The organism is Sinosporangium siamense, assembly GCF_016863435.1.
Lineage (GTDB): Bacteria > Actinomycetota > Actinomycetes > Streptosporangiales > Streptosporangiaceae > Sinosporangium > Sinosporangium siamense.
In genome coordinates this window covers 416,237-433,222 of record NZ_BOOW01000006.1, presented here as the reverse complement: position 1 = coordinate 433,222, position 16,986 = coordinate 416,237, and the positions used below count along the sequence as shown (strand labels likewise).

Annotated in this window: 15 protein-coding genes; 12 read left to right on the top strand and 3 right to left on the bottom strand. The window is 68.6% G+C overall.

What is annotated here, in order from left to right:
- The first annotated feature begins 2 nt into the window (after positions 1-2).
- From Ssi02_RS03910 to Ssi02_RS03880, 7 genes are all read left to right on the top strand, one after another.
- Positions 3-1,421 (top strand): alpha/beta hydrolase, encoded by a 1,419-nt coding sequence (locus Ssi02_RS03910; protein ID WP_204021060.1) that lies wholly within the window; start codon positions 3-5, stop codon positions 1,419-1,421.
- A gap of 1 nt (position 1,422) precedes the next feature.
- Positions 1,423-2,511 (top strand): sensor histidine kinase, encoded by a 1,089-nt coding sequence (locus Ssi02_RS03905; RefSeq protein ID WP_204021058.1) that lies wholly within the window; start codon positions 1,423-1,425, stop codon positions 2,509-2,511.
- The gene (locus tag Ssi02_RS03900) at positions 2,508-3,179 is read left to right on the top strand and encodes a response regulator (RefSeq protein WP_239128578.1); all 672 of its coding nucleotides are present in this window, start codon (positions 2,508-2,510) and stop codon (positions 3,177-3,179) included. Before Ssi02_RS03905 ends, Ssi02_RS03900 begins: the two co-directional genes overlap by 4 nt.
- 450 nt (positions 3,180-3,629) lie before the next feature.
- The gene (locus Ssi02_RS03895; protein WP_204021056.1) at positions 3,630-6,158 is read left to right on the top strand and encodes an NPP1 family protein; all 2,529 of its coding nucleotides are present in this window, start codon (positions 3,630-3,632) and stop codon (positions 6,156-6,158) included.
- Positions 6,159-6,498: 340 nt separating this feature from the next.
- Positions 6,499-7,260 (top strand): MerR family transcriptional regulator, encoded by a 762-nt coding sequence (locus Ssi02_RS03890; RefSeq protein WP_204021054.1) that lies wholly within the window; start codon positions 6,499-6,501, stop codon positions 7,258-7,260.
- The gene (locus Ssi02_RS03885) at positions 7,257-7,841 is read left to right on the top strand and encodes a hypothetical protein (RefSeq protein ID WP_204021052.1); all 585 of its coding nucleotides are present in this window, start codon (positions 7,257-7,259) and stop codon (positions 7,839-7,841) included. The genes Ssi02_RS03890 and Ssi02_RS03885 overlap by 4 nt, the downstream gene beginning before the upstream one ends.
- A gap of 184 nt (positions 7,842-8,025) precedes the next feature.
- Entirely contained in the window at positions 8,026-8,769 is a 744-nt protein-coding gene (locus tag Ssi02_RS03880; protein WP_239128577.1) for a sirohydrochlorin chelatase, read from the top strand.
- 82 nt (positions 8,770-8,851) lie between these two features.
- Here Ssi02_RS03880 and Ssi02_RS03875 read toward each other — a convergent pair whose 3' ends face one another.
- Genes Ssi02_RS03875 through Ssi02_RS03865 form a run of 3 tightly spaced genes read right to left on the bottom strand, consistent with a single transcriptional unit; the run spans position 8,852 to position 11,795 of the window.
- Positions 8,852-9,541, bottom strand: a complete 690-nt coding sequence (locus Ssi02_RS03875) for a hypothetical protein (protein WP_204021048.1) — start codon at positions 9,539-9,541, stop codon at positions 8,852-8,854.
- Positions 9,542-9,581: 40 nt separating this feature from the next.
- Positions 9,582-10,910: an FAD-dependent oxidoreductase gene (locus Ssi02_RS03870; RefSeq protein WP_204021046.1), complete on the bottom strand. Its 1,329-nt coding sequence runs from the start codon at positions 10,908-10,910 to the stop codon at positions 9,582-9,584.
- Between the two features lie 27 nt (positions 10,911-10,937).
- Positions 10,938-11,795, bottom strand: coding sequence for a tryptophan 2,3-dioxygenase (locus Ssi02_RS03865; protein ID WP_204021044.1), 858 nt, complete (start codon positions 11,793-11,795; stop codon positions 10,938-10,940).
- 160 nt (positions 11,796-11,955) lie between these two features.
- Between Ssi02_RS03865 and Ssi02_RS03860 the strand changes: the two genes are divergently transcribed.
- The 5 genes from Ssi02_RS03860 (at position 11,956) to Ssi02_RS03840 (ending at position 16,986) form a co-directional block, all read left to right on the top strand.
- Entirely contained in the window at positions 11,956-12,411 is a 456-nt protein-coding gene (locus Ssi02_RS03860; protein ID WP_204021449.1) for an Lrp/AsnC family transcriptional regulator, read from the top strand.
- A 543-nt stretch (positions 12,412-12,954) separates the two neighbouring features.
- Positions 12,955-14,394: a hypothetical protein gene (locus Ssi02_RS03855; protein WP_204021042.1), complete on the top strand. Its 1,440-nt coding sequence runs from the start codon at positions 12,955-12,957 to the stop codon at positions 14,392-14,394.
- A 130-nt stretch (positions 14,395-14,524) separates the two neighbouring features.
- Positions 14,525-15,052, top strand: a complete 528-nt coding sequence (locus tag Ssi02_RS03850) for an NUDIX hydrolase (protein WP_204021041.1) — start codon at positions 14,525-14,527, stop codon at positions 15,050-15,052.
- Between the two features lie 450 nt (positions 15,053-15,502).
- The gene (locus Ssi02_RS39575) at positions 15,503-15,874 is read left to right on the top strand and encodes an SDR family oxidoreductase (RefSeq protein WP_204021447.1); all 372 of its coding nucleotides are present in this window, start codon (positions 15,503-15,505) and stop codon (positions 15,872-15,874) included.
- Positions 15,875-15,888: 14 nt separating this feature from the next.
- The gene (locus tag Ssi02_RS03840; protein ID WP_204021039.1) at positions 15,889-16,986 is read left to right on the top strand and encodes an alpha/beta hydrolase; all 1,098 of its coding nucleotides are present in this window, start codon (positions 15,889-15,891) and stop codon (positions 16,984-16,986) included.

The following is a 16,986-nucleotide window of genomic DNA, read 5'->3' as shown; positions in this document are numbered from 1 at the left end:
GCATGAAGAAGACGATCACTACCGTGCTCTGTGCGGGGTTGCTCGCCACGCTCGCGGCGGCGTCTCCTGCGGCGGCCAAGGAGGGGCTGTCGTGGCGGGACTGCGGGGACGGGTTGCAGTGTGCCGAGCTTCAGGTGCCCGTTCACTGGGGCGATCCGCGGGGGAAGGAGATCACGCTGGGGCTCGCCAAGTTGCCCGCGAAGGATCCTGCCACGCGGAAGGGCACGCTGTTCATCAACATGGGCGGGCCCGCGCAGCAGATCTCGGTGCTGCGCCAGACCAAGGACTCCTTCGCCGACCTCACGCAGTGGTTCGACGTCGTCACCTCCGATCCGCGCGGCTTCGAGGCGAGCACCGAGGTCAAGTGCCCCACCTCGTATCCCATCCCCGAGGACGTGGAGTGGGTGATGCCCGATCGGGCGACCTACGAGGCCTACCGTGCCGACAATCGCCGTTTCGGGGAAGGGTGCGCCGAGGCCGCGGGGCCGCTGGCGGGCAGGTTGAACTCGTGGCAGGTCGTCCGCGACATGGACGCGATCCGCGGTGCGCTGGGCGAGGCGAAACTCAACTACTTCGGCAACTCGTACGGCACCGTCGTCGGCCAGATCTACGCCGGCACCTTCCCGGACCGCGTGGGCCGGATGTATCTGGACAGCGTCCTCGACCACACCGACACGTCCTGGATCGACTGGCTGACCCCCCAGGCCAAGACCCAGGAGGGCAACCTGCGCCGCTTCGCCGCCTGGTGCGCCGGGACCGCGAGCTGCGCGCTCCACGGCAAGGACCTGCTCAAGGTGTGGGACGAGGTCATGGCCCGCGCCGCCAGGCGGCCGATCCCCGCGCCCGGCGCGGGAGCGAAGGTCACGGTGCGGGACACCTTGATCGCCTCCCGGTCGCCCGTGGCGTTCGAGAGCGCGTGGCCGGGGCTGGCCAAGGCTCTGGCCGGGGCGCACGCGGGGGACGCCACCCTGTTCGCCAAGTTCCCTGCCGGTGCGCCGGATCCGGCGCTCAGCCGGGTCATGTACTGCGCCGACTTCCCTTATCCCACGAAATATCGCGAGGTGAAGGGCTTGGAGCGCCGGTTGCGCGCTGTCGCGCCGCGAATCGGCTGGACCTCGGCGTGGGTGATGGCGATGCACTGCGGCGGTCTGCCGAAGACGACGACCTATCCGCCCCGCCCGATCAACCCGCGGGGCCTGCCGCCGATCCTGGTCGCCAACGGGGACTACGACCACGCGACACCGCCCGCGCACGGCCGCCGGGTGGCCGCGGCTCTCAAGAGCGCCCGATATCTGCCGGCCAAGGGCGGCCACGCGCTCTACTGGTCCGGGCACCCATGCGTCCGTAAGCACGTGAACACCTATCTGACCACGGGGAACCTCCCGGCGAAGGGCACGACGTGCGGTCCGGCATCATCGTGACATGCGCTACCTGCGGGACATCCTGCTCGTCGTGGTCGTGGCGACCCTCCTGACGCTTCTCACGGTCTGGCAGGCGACGATCTCGGAGCGGCCGGTCCCTGTGGACCTGCCGCTCCTCGTCGTCTTGAGCGCCGGGGTGAGCCTCCCGCTGCTCGCCCGGCGCGTGCTGCCGCTGACCGCCGCCGGGGTGTCCGCCGCGGTCGCGCTGATCGACATGGCGCACCTGCACCGCTGGGAGGCGATGCTGGTCACGATGGGCGTCTTCAGCGCCGCCGTCTACCACCGGCCGCGCAACCCCGGCCTGGTGCTGGCCGTCTCGGCGTTGTGGACGATCGGCGTCGCGATGCTCATCACCGGGCAGCTCCCGATCCTCACCAACATGCTGATCGCCGGGATCGCTCCGGTGGCCACCGGTTACGCGTTGCGGCTGCACCGCGAACGCGCCGAACAGAGGCTGCGGTTGCAGCGCGCCGAGACCGAGCGCGTGATGGCCGAGGAACGCGCCTGGCTGGCGCGGAACGTGCACGACAGCGTGGGCCACTATCTGACCGCGATCCGCCTCCAGTCCTCGGCGACCGGCCGGGTGGCCGGCGACGCCACGGCCAAGCGGGCCCTGGACACGATCTCGGAGCTGTCGCAGTCCGCGCTCGGCGAGGTGCGCGACCTCATGCGGACCCTGAACGAACCGACCGGCACCCAGTCGGGGGTTGCCGATCTGGAACGGCTGGCCGCTCAGATGACCTCCCCTGGCCGGCGGATCGGCGTGCACCACACGGGAGCCGGGGGCGCGCTGCCGCCCACCGTCGACCAGACGGCCTACCGGGTGGTTCAGGAGGCGCTGACCAACGTCGCACGTCACTCCGACGCCACCGAGGTCGCCGTCTACCTCAGGCAGGACAATCGCTATCTGCGCATCGAGGTGCTCGACAACGGCGGCTGTGCCGTACACATGCCGGAGGTCGAGGGACAGGGCATCCGCGGCATGCGGGAACGGGTGCGCCGGCTCGACGGCACCCTCTCTGTGGGGCCGACGGAGACGGGCGGGTGGCGAGTGTGGGCCGAATTGCCGAAGGAGAGGACCGGCTGGTGACCATCCGTGTGCTGATCGCCGACGACCAGGAGGCGGCGCGTGACGCGCTGCGGCTGATCCTCGACGGCGAGCCCGACATCGAGGTCGTCGCGACGGCGGCCAACGGCGCCGAGGCGGTGCATCAGGCGTTGTGGCGGCGGCCCGACGTGGTGGTGATGGACCTCCGGATGCCGCAGATGGACGGCATCGCCGCGATCCGCCGCCTCAGCGCCACCGAGTCCCCGCCGAGAATGCTGGCATTGACGACGTTCGACCTCGACGAGTATCTGTTCGGTGCGCTGCTCGCCGGCGGCGCCGGGTTCCTGCTCAAGGACAGCGACCCCGAGGTGCTGATCGCGGCGGTGCGCGAGCTGCACCAGGGCCGGGGTCTGATCGACCCCCAGGTCACCGGCCGCCTGGTCGACCGCCTGGCCACCCTGTCCCCCCGCCCGGCGACACGCGAACTCGACCTGCTGACCCCACGCGAACACGACGTGCTGCGGCTCCTGGCCCGGGGTTTGAGCAACAGCGAGATCGCCGCCGCGTGCACAATCGAGGAGGGTACGGTGAAGACCCACGTCAACCGGATCCTCACCAAGCTCGGCCTGCGCACCCGCGTCCACGCGGCGATCTACGCCTACGAACACGGCCTGGTCGCCCCGGGCGACACCGAACGAAGCTTGCCGTGACCGCCGTAATGGCCAAGTCCTTTTGGGGCCGACATTGTGCCCACTTCTCTCCGGAGCAAGTCGGAATCCTCGTTATCTGAGCGGCCACAGCCCGGATGTGAGCCTGTTCTCATTGGAGCGCACTCGCCCCGATCGCGGCCCGCGAGGGTAGCGGCCCCCAGCCGGCTTCGCCGTACGCGAGGGCCTGAGCCCTCCCGCCAGCCCATGGCGAACTTCCACCGATTTGGTCGGTTTGGCCATGGAATGGTCTGTTGATCGATCAGCGAGAGAGTGGAGACTGCTCCCGCCATAAGATCCCTACCCCTTTGGTGGAGTCATGAAGTCACCCCTCCACGCTCGGCTGTCGGCACTGTTACCCCGGCGGCGGTGGCGTCCCGCACCACCACCTCGGCCCGCACCGTCGACGAGGTGAGGCCCCATGGCCCGGCACACCGCTATGAAGGGACGTTCTTGAGAAGCTCGTTGCGCATGGTGGCTCACGCTCTGGTGGTGAGCCTGGTCGTCGGCTTGGGGGTCGTGGGCGTCACGTCGCCCGCGTGGGCTGAGCCGCCGCCTTCCGAGATCCCGCAGAACGCCAGCGCCGCCCACCTCAAGTTCCAGCCGTTCATGGACTACGACAGCGACGGCTGCTACCCGTCGGTGGCGATCGGCCGCGACGGCACCATGAACCCGGGGCTGAGCCTCGGCGGCACGGTCAACGGCGCCTGCCACGACCCGTCCGACCTCGAGAACAGCAACATGTACGCGCGCACACGCTGCAACGCCAACGGCTGGTGCGCTCACAAGTACGCGCTGTATTTCCAGAAGGACCAGAAGCTCGACGGCAACCTGGGCCCCACCAACGGTCACCGGCACGACTGGGAACACATCGTGGTCTGGACCGAGCACGACCAGGTCAAGTACGTCGCGGCCTCGCAGCACGGCAAATACGTCGTGCGAGAGCCCCACGAGATCGAGATGGACGGCAACCACCCGAAAATCGTTTATCACCGGCAAAGCGGGGACACGCACGCGCTCCGCTTCGCCAATCGGGGCGAGCTTCCGGAGAACCACTGGCAGCGGTGGCACCTGCCGGACCTGATCAGCTGGAACGGCTTCCCCACCGACGCCCTGCGGGACAGTCTGGCCGCCCACAACTGGGGCTCCGCCACCCTCGCCCTCAAGGATCAGAACGACGAGTTCGCCAGGGACATCTTCAAGGCCAAGCACCGGCTCATCGTCGATGGCGAGAACTACAAGGAGTGGGAGCTGCCCTTCGACTTCGACCGCTTCACGAACGTCCTGCCGCCGGGGATGGCGGACCCGAACACCCCGCCCCGGAACGACGACGGCGACGGCCCCGCGGACTCCCTCCGGGTGATGGGCCTGGGGTCCTCCACCACGATCGGGGAGGGCAGCCCGGACGGCAACGGCTACCGCGACGTGGCCGACCGCGGGTTCAACGACCTGTACGCGGGCACGACCACGGCCGTCCCCCCGGCGGACACCACGCCCAAGGTGAACTGGGTCGGCTCCCATCGGGTCGGGACCATGCCCGACCGGGACATCGAGGGCTGGAGCGGTTACAAGATCTCGGACATCGCCGGCGTGGCGCGGTGCGCCGTCAAGACGTACCAGCCCAATCTCATCACCCTCATCGCCGGTGGGAACGACGTCATCCGGGACGAGCAGATGAGCGGCGCGATCGGGCGGCTCGAATCCCTGATCAGGCAGGTCATCGCGGACGACTCGCGCGTGACCGTGCTTGTGGCCGGCATGCAGCCGTTCCGCGACGCGGGCACCGACCAGCGAGGCAAGGCGTTCACCGCCCAGATCGCCCAGCTGGTCGGGCGGCTCGGCAGCGAAGGCCTGCGGGTGGTGTACACCGACATCACCGGGCTGGGTGCGTCCGATCTGATCTCCGACGGCATCCACCCGAACGGCGCCGGCTACCGCAAGATCGGCGAGGCGTTCGTGAAGGCGGCCCGCGAGGCCAAGGACAGGGGTTTGATCCGCCAGCCGCACCCGATGGCGCCGAACGCGGGCGACAACCCCTGCAAAGGCGAGGACTTCGGCGACGGCATAACCGTCCCGCAGCCCGACCCGACGAACAAGCTGGGCCCGCACTGGGACGACCGCGGCGTCATCCAGGCCACGCAGTTCCCCTCCAGCAACCGGTTCTGGATGGTCGACATCAACAAGGACGGCAAAGCCGAGTTCGTGACCGTCGACCCGCACCAGAACTTCCGGTTCTGGTGGAACGGCGGCCCCTCGGGCACCCATTGGGTGCCCTTCGTGGAGGGCACGCACTCCTACCATCCGCCCGGAGGCGCGGTCGGCAACATGTTGCGCTTCGCCGACGTCGACGGTGACGGCTTCCCCGACTGCCTGATCGTGCATCTGACCGGCCAAATCGACGTCCGCACCTGGAATGTCGACGCCCCGGTCGGCCACCGCATGTGCACGAAGAGATACGACGGTGTGGCGAGCGTCTTCACCAACGGCTCCGACGGGGACAGGCTGACCATCGACCCGAGCACCAAGATCCGCTTCGCGGACGTCACCGGCGGCGGTCGCGACGACTACCTGCTGATCAAGCCGGACGGCACTACCACCGCCTGGTACAACAGGGACTTCCAACTTAAGGACGGGCGCAAGTACCTGGACTGGACCCCGCCCCAGGAAATCAGCGGACGCCTGCAGAATCCCCGCGAGATCAGGTATGCCGACATCAACGGCGACAAACGCGCCGACCGCATCCTCATCACCGCCCGGGGCGGCGCCAGGGCCTGGATCAACGAGGGCGCCAGGGGCGCCGGAGGCACCTACCGCGACATCGGCCGCATAGCCGGCGACGCCGAGGTGCCGCCCAAGGACATCCAGTTCGCCGACCTCGACGCCGACGGCAAAGCCGACTTCGTACGCATCGGCTGGACCGGCGTCGCCCACGCCTGGCTCAACAAGCTGCCGCCGGACTACTTCAATAGCTTCCACCCATAAGGCAGGGCCGGCCAGGGTGACGTTTCAGCCCCTGGCCGGCGTAGCGGCAACCCCGCTTCGCCGTACACACCGGACGTCAAGTCGTCGCCATCACCTCGATGGGGAACACGTCCACTCTCCAGCAGCCGAGTTCACCGAAATGGAAGGCCGGCCCCCCACTCGTCTCCAGGACACTTGAAGGTGCTGCGGCTAGCTCATGCGAAGGACCGTTTCGGTGAATTCAGCGGGTGGCTGGTAATTGTCAGATCGCGATAGGTAGCCAGCTAAAGCACCTCCTGGGCCGACGGAGACCCCACAGACGACTTGACGTTCACGTTACGTCAACGTTTGTAATGGCCACATGCGGATCGGAGAGCTGGCGCAGATGGTCGGGGTGTCGACCCGGACCGTTCGCCACTATCACCAGCAGGGTGTCATGCCCGAGCCCGAGCGTACGGCAGGCGGCTATCGCGACTACAACGTCAAGGATGCCGTGCTGCTGGCCCGGGTCAGGCGGTTGACCGAGCTTGGACTGAGTCTGGCCGAGGTGCGGGACGTTCTGGCCGACAACGGTGGCAAGGAGCTGCGTGAGGTGCTGCTTGAGCTCGACGGCGACCTCGCGCGGCAGGCCGCGGCTATCGAGCGGCGGCGGGAGCGGCTGGCGGCGCTCCTCGCCAAGGAGGAGATCCATCCGGACGACGCCGTCTCGCCCGAACTCGCGGAGATCTTCGCGAGTGTGAAGGTGCCCGAGTCGGCGATGTTCAAGACCGACCGCGAGTTGCTGGCGCTCATGGACACCACGGCGGATCCGCAGGTGAAGCAGCACATGTTCGCCCTGGTGGGGCCGCTGCGGGATCCCAAGACGATGGAACGCGGCATCGACATCAACCGGCGGATCGAAGCCCTCGCGGACGCCGCAGAAGACGACCCGCGGGTGGACACGCTGGCCGAGGAGCTGGCGGCTTTCGTGCCGCCGGAGCTGGCCGAGGCGATCCGCGAGGGGCTGACCGGCGACACGCGGCCGTTCGACGGTGACTTCCTTGAGGAGATGGGGCTCGCTCCCGCGCAGGCCGCGGTGGTGCGCAAGGCCGTGCTGCGGATCACCGCCGGGGGTGACGCGTGATCCGGGCGACGCTGCGCGCGCTCGGTGACCTGGCGAGGTGGGCGGTGCGGCGTACGCCCGCCGTCCCCGGACACGCGATCGGTTACTCCGACGTCCAGCGCGGGATGATGCCCGTCCTCGCCGGAGTGCTGGTGGTGGAGACCGTGGCGGTCGAGGTACTGCTGTTCTCCTCCGGGGTGCCCCTCTGGCTGCGGTTGACCGTGGGGGCGGCCGACGTCTCGGGTGTGCTGGGGGTGGTGGCGACGGCGGTGTCGTGCCAGGTGCGGCCGCACGTGGCGGGCGAGGGGGTGCTGCTCGTGAGATACGGGGCGCTGTTCGAGCTGGCTGTGCCGTATTCCGCGGTGGCGGACGTGCGGAGTTCGGCGAATTTCAACGAGGAGGGTCTCATACGGCTGGCGCACGGCGTGTTGAGGGTCGCCGTGTCCTCGCAGACCAACGTGGTGGTGGAGCTGAGGGACGAGCTTGAGGTTCCGGGGCGCGGGAAGGCGCGGACGGTGAGGCTGTACGCCGACGATCCGCGGGCGGCGACGGCGGCGATCAGAAGGGCCGTGGCCGGTGCCGGAGAACCCGCCGGAAGCTAGCTTCCGGCCCTCGGCCGGGAGCTTATGGTGCCTACAGTGGCTGTTGTGACCCAATTGCCGCCGATAACGGTCACAATCTGCCGTGATTGCACCTAAACTCCGCGCTGTGAGTGACGGATCTTCCCCTTCGAGCCTGCCCGTACGCGAGCGTGCCCCTCGGCCATCCGGCCGTCACCGCCGGCCGGTGCCCGCTCAGCTCCCGCCGGAGGCGCCCGCCCTGGTCTTAGTCACGTCCGGCGAACCCGCCGACGTCGCGACCGAACTGGCCACGGTCATCAGAACCGACAACCCCCAAATCGAGGTGCGCCTCATCGGTCTCAAAGGCGACCCGGGCAACCTGTCAGCCGAACTCGAGTCGCTCGCCGAAGTGAGACCCGAGGAGATGATGGCCGCCGTGGTGGTGACCGTCTCCACCGGGCCCGACCCCGAGCTCGACCGGCTGGTCGCCGAGGCGGTCGAAGGGTGTACGGCGACAGCGGTCGTGGCCGAGCCCCTCGGCCCGCATCCCCTGCTCGCCGAGGCGCTGCACCTGCGTCTGGCCGACGCCGGACTCGCCCGTGCCGACCGGGTGCGCCTGCTGAGCGTGTCGAGCCCGGTGGACGCGGTCATCGTCGTCTCCACCGGCGGCGCCGAGGCGATGGCGGCGGTCGAGACGACGGCCGTGCTGCTGGCCTCCCGGCTCACTCTGCCCGTCATGGCCGCCTGCCTCGACGGTCAGCCGAGTGTCGCCCAGGCCGCCGAGCGGCTGCGGGGCATCGGCGCCGAACGCATCGCGCTGGCGCCGTGCGTGATCGGCAACGAGGCCGACGAGCTCATCGCCGCGGCTGCCGAGTCCATCGGCGCCGGGCGCGCCGAGCCGATCGGCGCCCACACCCTCCTCGCCGAACTGGCCGCCCGCGCCTACGGCAGCATCCTCGCCACCGCCTAATCCACCGACGACACCAGAACGGCTGCGGCCCACCCCTCCATGGGGGCCGCAGCCGAATTTTTTGCTCCCTAGAGAGCCGAGATCACATCAAGATTCCGGCTGAGGTGAGGGGGAGGCCGGCGAGAAGGCGTTCACGGAGGGCGGACCCGCGGATGCCGATCTCGGGTAGGTCGTCCGGGCCCGGGGTGCCGGTGATCAGGAGTTCGGAGACCAGGAGGTCGCCGAGCGGGGCATCGGGCGCCGGGTCGGCGAGGCCGCCGATGGGGGCGGTGGAAAGGTCGAGGTAGGCCGGAGCAAGGGTTCTGCCGTGGAGGGTGCCGGCGATCAGGTCGGGACAGAACTCATTCCAGAAGATCGTCACGGCGGTGCGCAGATCGCCGTGGATCATCACCAGCTTGCCGGTCATGTCGCCGACGAAGGCCTCCGCCGTCACATGACCGAGCACGATCAGCTTCGTGTCGCCCTCCAGGAAGATGTTCTTCGCCCGCAGGTCGCCAAGGACGATCAGTGCCGCCGCGCCGTCGTCCACGTTGACGATGTTGCCGTCGACGGTCAGGTCGCCGTCCACGACGTATCCGGTGGCCATGTCGGGCGTGCCCTCTTGCCACGGGGTCCGCCCGTGCTCGTCGAGGGGGAGCTCCCCGGTCACCGAGGCGGGACCGGGAACCAGGATGTATTGCTCCTCGTAGAGGTTCTCGTATGTCCCTACCGGCAGGCCCCGCCGCTCGAACAGGGTCACCGCGTCGTCCCACTCAAGGTAACTGCTTCGCATGCGCGAAACCGTAGCGCTCACCTCCGACAGTGCGCCCGCTCTAACGCCGGGATCTGACCAGTGAGCGGACGGCCAGCGCGCCCGCCGCGAGCACACCGGCCGCGGCAGCCGCCACGCCCGTGCGCTGCCGGTTGATCCGGGGCTGAATGTCGGCGTAGGGCACCGTACTAAACGACACCAGCTCATATCTCGACATGTATCTCCCGGGCAGTGCCCGCTCCAGCGCGTGCTCCACCTTCGTGCGCGCGAGGAACGCCTTGGAGGCGACCCGGTCGCGCATTTCGATGAAGTTGTCCAGCGCGAGGTCGGCGATGGTGTCGGCGTTGCGCTTGCGCCGCTGCTCGAACAGCGCGAGGGCCGCGGCGAAGTCGTCGCCCTTCTCGCCGAGGCACCGGTCGAGCTCGACGCAGTCCTCGAAGCCGCAGTTGGCGCCCTGCCCGTAGAACGGCACGATGGCGTGGGCGGCGTCCCCGACGAGCCCGACCACCGTCTCCGAGCCGGCGATGTGCCACGGTGAGCAGCGCACCGTGACGAGGTGCCCGACGGGGTTGTGCTCATAGTCGTCGAGCAGATCCGGCATCACCGCGTAGGCGTCGGGATAGTGACGCGTGAAGTGCTCCTTCACCTTCACCGGCGTGTCGAGGTCGGCGAAGCTGCCCGGCCCCGACTTCGGCCAGAACAACGTGCAGGTGAACGACCCACCGGGGTTGGGCAGCGCGATCATCATGGACGACCCGCGCGGCCAGATGTGCAGCGCGCCCGGATCGAAGGCGTAGTCCCCGTCCCTGGCCGGGATCGTCAGCTCCTTGTAGCCGTAGTCGAGGTAGCTCTGGCTGAAGTCGAAGCCGGGCCGCCACTGCATGTGGGTGCGCACCGCGCTGAACGCGCCGTCGGCGCCGAGCACGACCTGCGCCTTGTCGACCTCCACCGGCCCGCTCGCGGTCTCGAAGGTCAGGCGGCCGGTGTTCTCGTCGAGCCCGGTCAGCCGGTGGTCGAACCGCACCTCAACTCCCGGCATGGCCTCGGCGGCGTCCAGCAGGATGCCGTTCAGGTCGCCGCGGCTGATCGAGTTGATGGCCCGCCTGCCGTCGGCGCTGTAATGCTGGAAGGTAAGGCCGCCGTCGACGGCGTGCATCATGCGCCCCGGCATGGGGAGCGCCCCCTCCAGCACCCGCTGGTCGAGACCGACGCGGCGCAGCGCGTCAAGGCCGCGCTCGGAGAGCGCCAGGTTGATCGACCGGCCGCGCTCGGCACCGGCCCGGCGCGGGTCGGCACGCCGCTCGTAGAGCGTCACCTCGTGGCCGCGCCGGGCAAGGTAGCAGGTGAGCAGGCAGCCGACGAGCCCCGCGCCCACGACAGTCACTTTCACGGGGATGTCCTCCCAGGTCTTTCCGGCTCACATGAAGGTTCTGGCGGTCCACAACTCGGGGAAGATGTCGCGGCGCATGCTCTGCTCCAGCCACTTGAGCCCGGCGGACCCGCCCGAGCCCGGCTTGGCGCCCATCGACCGGCGCACCGCCACCACGTGGTGGTATTTCCAGTCGGAGAACTGCACCGCCACGTCCATCAGCACCTCGGCCAGCTCGCGCAGCGCCAGGTCGGCTGAGCCGTACACCTCGGTCCAGACCGCCTCCACCCCGTCACGCGGCCGGTATTCCTCGGTGAGATCGCGCTCAAGCACCTCGGCCGGTACGGCGAAGCCGCGCCTGGCCAGCAATTTCAGCACTGCGTCGTACAGACTCGGGGCGGACAGGGCCTCTTCGAGCCCCGCGTAGATCTTGGGCGCGCGGCGGTAGGGCCGGAGCTGCACCCGCGACTTGAGCCCGAGCAGGATCTCCACATGGCGGTACATCGCCGACTGGAACCCCGACGCCTCCCCCAGCGCGTCGCGGAACCCGTTGAACTGCTTCGGCGTCATCCAGCTCAGCGCCGCCCACGCGGCGTTGAGCGCCTCGAAATGGCGCACACTGCGACGCAGGGTGCTCGTCGCGCTCCGCACGTCGTCGGCGTCGAGCTGCGCCCGCACGAGCAGCCATTCGCTGCGCAGCAGTCCGAAGTAAAGCTCCATCACCTGCGTCGTGACCAGGAAGGCGAGTTCTTCGGGCTCGTCGGTCACGGTGTGCTGCAGATCGTGCAGCGTCTCTGTGCCGACATATCGGTCGTACGGCGTAGCCTGCTCGAAGTCCACCGTGGGCTGACCTTCGTTGATCCGCTCCCTGGCCGAACGTTCCTCGGCACTCACCGGCGTGATCATGATGGCCTCCTTCTTTGCACCCCCTTATGGTCGTCCCACGTCAGCGTGGGCGTAATGATGGATGGACGGCACATCGCCACTAATAGTTGCCGTTCCAAAGGCGATGTCCGCGCCTCACTTTAAGGGTAACGGAGAGTGACCGATCGTGACACTGGATGCAATGGACTGGGCCCTGCTGGCCGAACTCCAGGCCGACGCCCGCCTTTCCTTCAGCGAACTCTCCCGCCGCGTCCACCTGTCCGCACCCGCCGTCGCCGAGCGTGTGCGGCGCTTGGAGGAGACCGGAGTGATCACCGGCTACCACGCCAAGATCGACCCGGCATTGGCCGGACGACCGGTGTCGGCGGTGATCCGGATGAACTGCTACGGCCCCGGCTGCATCCTCCGCGACGAGGCGGTCATGGCCTGGCCGGAGATCCAGGAGGTCGACCGCGTCACCGGCGACACATGCTGCATCCTGCGCGTGTCGACCTGGTCGATGGCGGCCTTCGAGGAACTCATCGACCGCCTGGCCCGCCACGGCCAGCCCTCAAGCACGATGGTCCTGTCCACCCCGGTGCCCTGGCGCCCCCTCTCCCCCGGCACCCCGGGCATGGAGCCGGCCCGTGGCAGGTGAGCCGCGCGGCACGGCAAAAGCTCACGCCGTCTTTCCTTTCATGGTCAACTCCGAGTAAAATCCGGGATGTGGGGTGACGACGGGGAGAACTGAGTTCACAGCGGGGCGTAAAAGGGGAAACGTCTGATCGGCGCTGACTGGAGCGTCGACGCGTCCGGTCGTGTCCGGCGCCGCATCCAGGGTTTCAACGACTGAATTCAAGTCCGCTCAACGGGTCATGTCCGGCTTTCCTCATGCCAAAAAGGGCAGCCGGCACCGTTGGCGCCGTCGGCAGTGTGGGCGCCGATCGGCTATGGCTTCCCGCGCGATTCCATGCTCTATCCGCCCGGCTCCGGGTGCCGCCTCAGTCCTGTTCCACAGCGAGATCAAGCAAGAGGTCGAGAGCATTACATGAAGAGCCTTTTAGCCCGCGTACTTGCAGTCGTTTGCCTGGTCGGCGTATTTCTCATCCCCGCACAGGCCGCACAGGCCGACGCGTCCACCCGGATAACGGTGGACTCATGGGCCTCGGTGTCACTGCGAAAGCCACTCGAGTCGACATGGGTGAAATACGAACCCACCTATGAGAGCCCCGACGCGCTCGTGGGCCGCACCAACGGCCCCTTCGACGTGCAACGCTCGTTCTTCCAGGTGAAGGTCCCCGACTTGCGGGGCAAGAACATCCTCAAGTCCACCTTCTATCTAGCCACCAACCTGGGGCCCGACTGCGGCACACCCATCGAACTGTGGCGTACTTCCGCCATCGGGCCCAAGACCTCGTGGCTCCGCCAGCCGCGGTGGCTGGAGAAGGTGACCACCTCCTCACCCGCCGCCCCCTGCCCCCTCGACTTCCTCCTCCCGTGGGATGTGACCCCGCAGATCAAAGACGCGGTCGCAAGGGGCGACGAATACATCACCCTTGGATTCAAGTCGGCCGATGAGAGAACGGCAGGTCTCCGCAGGATCAAGACCGCCCACATTTCGGGCTCCGGCTCCCCGGGCATCGGGACCCAATACAACACCGCCCCCGACCCCCCGTCCGGCCTGGCGCAGGCGGGAATCTGCGGAGCGGCCCCCGTGGACCGCTACGTCCGGACGACCACGCCCGCCCTGTGGGCCACCATCACCGATCCCGACCTCCGCGGAGGCGCGGACCGCGACCTGGTGTCGGCGCGATTTGAGTGGGCGGACGAGTCCGGCGTCAAAATCGGAGAGCACGTCACCCGCGAAAACAGCTCGGGGTACGTGCACTGTATGACCGTTCCGGGCGGCGGGCTCGCCGACGGCGGCACCTACAAGTGGCGCGTCCGCGCGGAAAACCCCTGGTCCTACGACGACCCGCGCGGCGCCCCTGTGACGGGGACCGACGTCAGCGACTGGAGCGAGTGGCGGACGTTCACCGTCGACACCACCGCCCCGGCTCCGCCGACCATCACCTCCTCCGATTTCCCCGCCAACCAGACGGGCGGACGCGTGGGGCTGCCCGGCACCTTCACCTTCACCCAGGGCGACTCCACGGACGTGGTCTCCTACGAATACGAGCTGCCGCCTACCCCCGGGCGACCTTCGCGTGGCACCCTGCCCGTGGACGACGACGGGAAGGCGACCCTGACCTACATCCCTGTCAACACATTCTCCGTCCGGCTGACCGTCATGAGCGTCGACAGGGCGGGAAACAAGAGCCGCCCCGTGCTCTACACCTTCAGGCCCGGCCCCAACAATCCCCCCACGGTCTCCTCCACCACCTATCCGCCCGGCGCCGCCGGAGGCGGAGTGGGCGTGCCGGGTGAGTTCACCTTCAGCGCGAACGGCGTAGCCGAGGCGGCCACGTTCCGCTACGTCGTCCGAGGGGAGACCAAGGAGACACCCGTCGGCGCCGACGGGACGGCGACCGTCACGATCACCCCCGCGGCAACAGGAGTGACCACACTCACCGTGTACTCCGTCACGGCAGCGGGCAACACCCTCGCGACCACGACCTATAACTTCACCGTCAACGGCTGACATCTCCGGCGGTGCGCGGGTCGCCGCGCACCGCCGGCCTCACACACGCACTTTCTCCAGGCACTGCTCGGTGGGGGCCTGAGAGGAGATCACCATCGGCCCACTCCGCCGCCTCCTTAGGCTCATGCGCGTGACACAACCGACCTGGCGCCCCAGCGCACGCATCCTCCTGGCCGACCCCCACGACCGCCTCCTCCTCTTCCGCGTCGCCGACGGCACCTGGATCACCCCCGGCGGCGGCATCGACAAGGGCGAACCTGTGGAGGTGGCGGCAACCCGCGAACTCCGCGAGGAAACCGGCCGGCACGTCACCACCGCCCAGCTCGGCCCCGTCGTCGCCCTCACCGAGGGCCACTGGGAGGGCCAGTGGAACGGGCGGCTCTACTACTCGGTGGAGTCGTACTTCTTCCTCCGGGTGCCCGAGTTCACGGTGGACACCTCGGGCTTCACCGACTACGAACGCAGCGACATCTCCGTTCACCGCTGGTGGAGCCTCACCGAACTGCAGGACACGACCGAGCGCGTCGTGCCATGGGGACTACCCGGCCTCCTCCCCCGCCTCTACGCGGGCGAGGTCCCGGCCGCCCCCGTCCGGCTCCCCTGGCACCACCCGGAGTTCGGCCACCTGGAACCGGTGCGCCCCCCATCTGCCCTTTAGGGGGCACGGCGGAAGCCCGAGCTTGGCGACGAACGCGAGAAACGTTTGCCATGCCTGCTGCCGGCGAGGCGCGGTTGCGGCGGGGGTGAGCACCGACGTAAGATGTGAACACGTCTAGTGCACGTATGGCCGTGAGGGCCGCTCTCGACCGGCGGCCCTCACACTCTTTCGGGGCTTCCCCGATCTGAGCGAAGAGCCGGGGACAGCGGCCTCTTCGAAGGACACCACACACTAGGGCCGCCCTTCCGAGGGCGGCCTTAGCACTGTTTCCGGAGCATCCCGGCGACAATCACCCCTGAGCATTAGGGTGAACGCCGCTGGCCCTTGGCGGTGATCCTGGCCCTGTCCGCACGCGAGGGCAGAGCCCCCTCACGCCCCCATCCAACCGACCGGCCCCGGCGACTAAGGGAGAAAGGCGCCGACAGTGCGATGGATATTCGAGCGGTATAGCTGGACCACTTACGGCCTGGATGGAAAACTCCTTCCCGAACGTATCACCAAGTTGATTCGGTCCGACGATCCCGACGAGGCACGGCACACACTTCTCTTGATCGAGGAGGCAGTCGCCCCCATCAACGGACCCCTGCAGAACTGCGCACACGCAGTCGCTTCCTGCCTTGTCCAAGGACCGACGAAACCGGGTTCTTCGCCGGACGGCTCAGCCCAGAACGGCGGGAAAACCTTGTCGCCGCCACCGCGGTCAAGAAGGCGGGACGGCCCGAGGACGTGGCGGCGTTGGTCGCGTTCCTCGCCACCCCCGCGTCACGGCACATCACCGGCCAGGTGTTGCATGTCAACGGAGGCGCATACCTCGGACGGTGACACAATCCAGAACCATGACATCGGTTGTTGTGGTCGTAGGGTCTGAGGTCGTCGCCGACCCGATCTCGCTGGGGGAGATCGCCGAGCGGGAGTTCGCGGCGCTTGGGGTGTCCGGATGGGTCGTGCCAGTGTCGACCCCCGATGAGGCGTTGAAGGCCATTCCAGCGGGCGCCGCCGTCGTGGTGCCCGGGCCGGACCCGGAGCTGCGGCGATTGATGACCGAGCCACGCCCGGCCAACCCCGTGACGGAGGCGGTGCCGGGCGTGGTGTGGCTGGACATCCACCGCACCGGGCCGGTCACCGTGCCCCACGGCGACGCCCATGTGTACGGCAGAGGCATCAACGGCCTTTCCTGGGCGATCCGCCACGCGGTCCACCGGCTTCAGCACCCTGCGCGGCGTGTGCCGTACGGCACACATCCCGATCAATGGGGCGACCTGCGCCTGCCACGCGAAACCGACCGGCCGGTACCTGCGGTGGCGGTGATCCACGGCGGCTACTGGCGGTCGGTCTGGGCGGCGGACCTGACGGACGCCCTCTGTGCCGATCTGGCCGACAAGGGGTTCGCGGCCTGGAACATCGAATATCGGCGGCCCGATCTCCACGGCTGGGACGCCACGACGGCGGACGTCGCAGCCGCCCTGGCCGCAATGCACGAGCTCGACGCGCCGCTGGATCTCGGCCGGGTCGCCGTCGCGGGGCACTCGGCGGGCGGGCAGCTCGCCCTGCGCGCCGCTGCCGACGGGGCCCGCGTGGCGCTGACGGTGTCGCTCGCGGGGGTGCTGGATCTCGCCGAGTTCGACCGGCGTTATGTGAGTTCTGGCGCCGTGGCCGGGGCGCTCGGCGGGTCGGTGGACGAGCTGCCGGAGGTCTATCGCCGGTCGAGCCCGCTTGAGCGGCTGCCGATCGGGGTGCCGACCGTCGTCGTGCAGGGCACGCACGACGACCCGGACCTGATCGACGCGAGCCGCCGCTATGTGAGGGCCGCCGACGCGGCGGGAGATGATGTCACCCACCTTGAGGCGGCCGGTGACCATTTCGCCGTCATTGACCCGTCGAGTGCCCTCTGGGAGAGCACAATCGCGGAGATCACCCGCCGCCTGGGGCAGTAA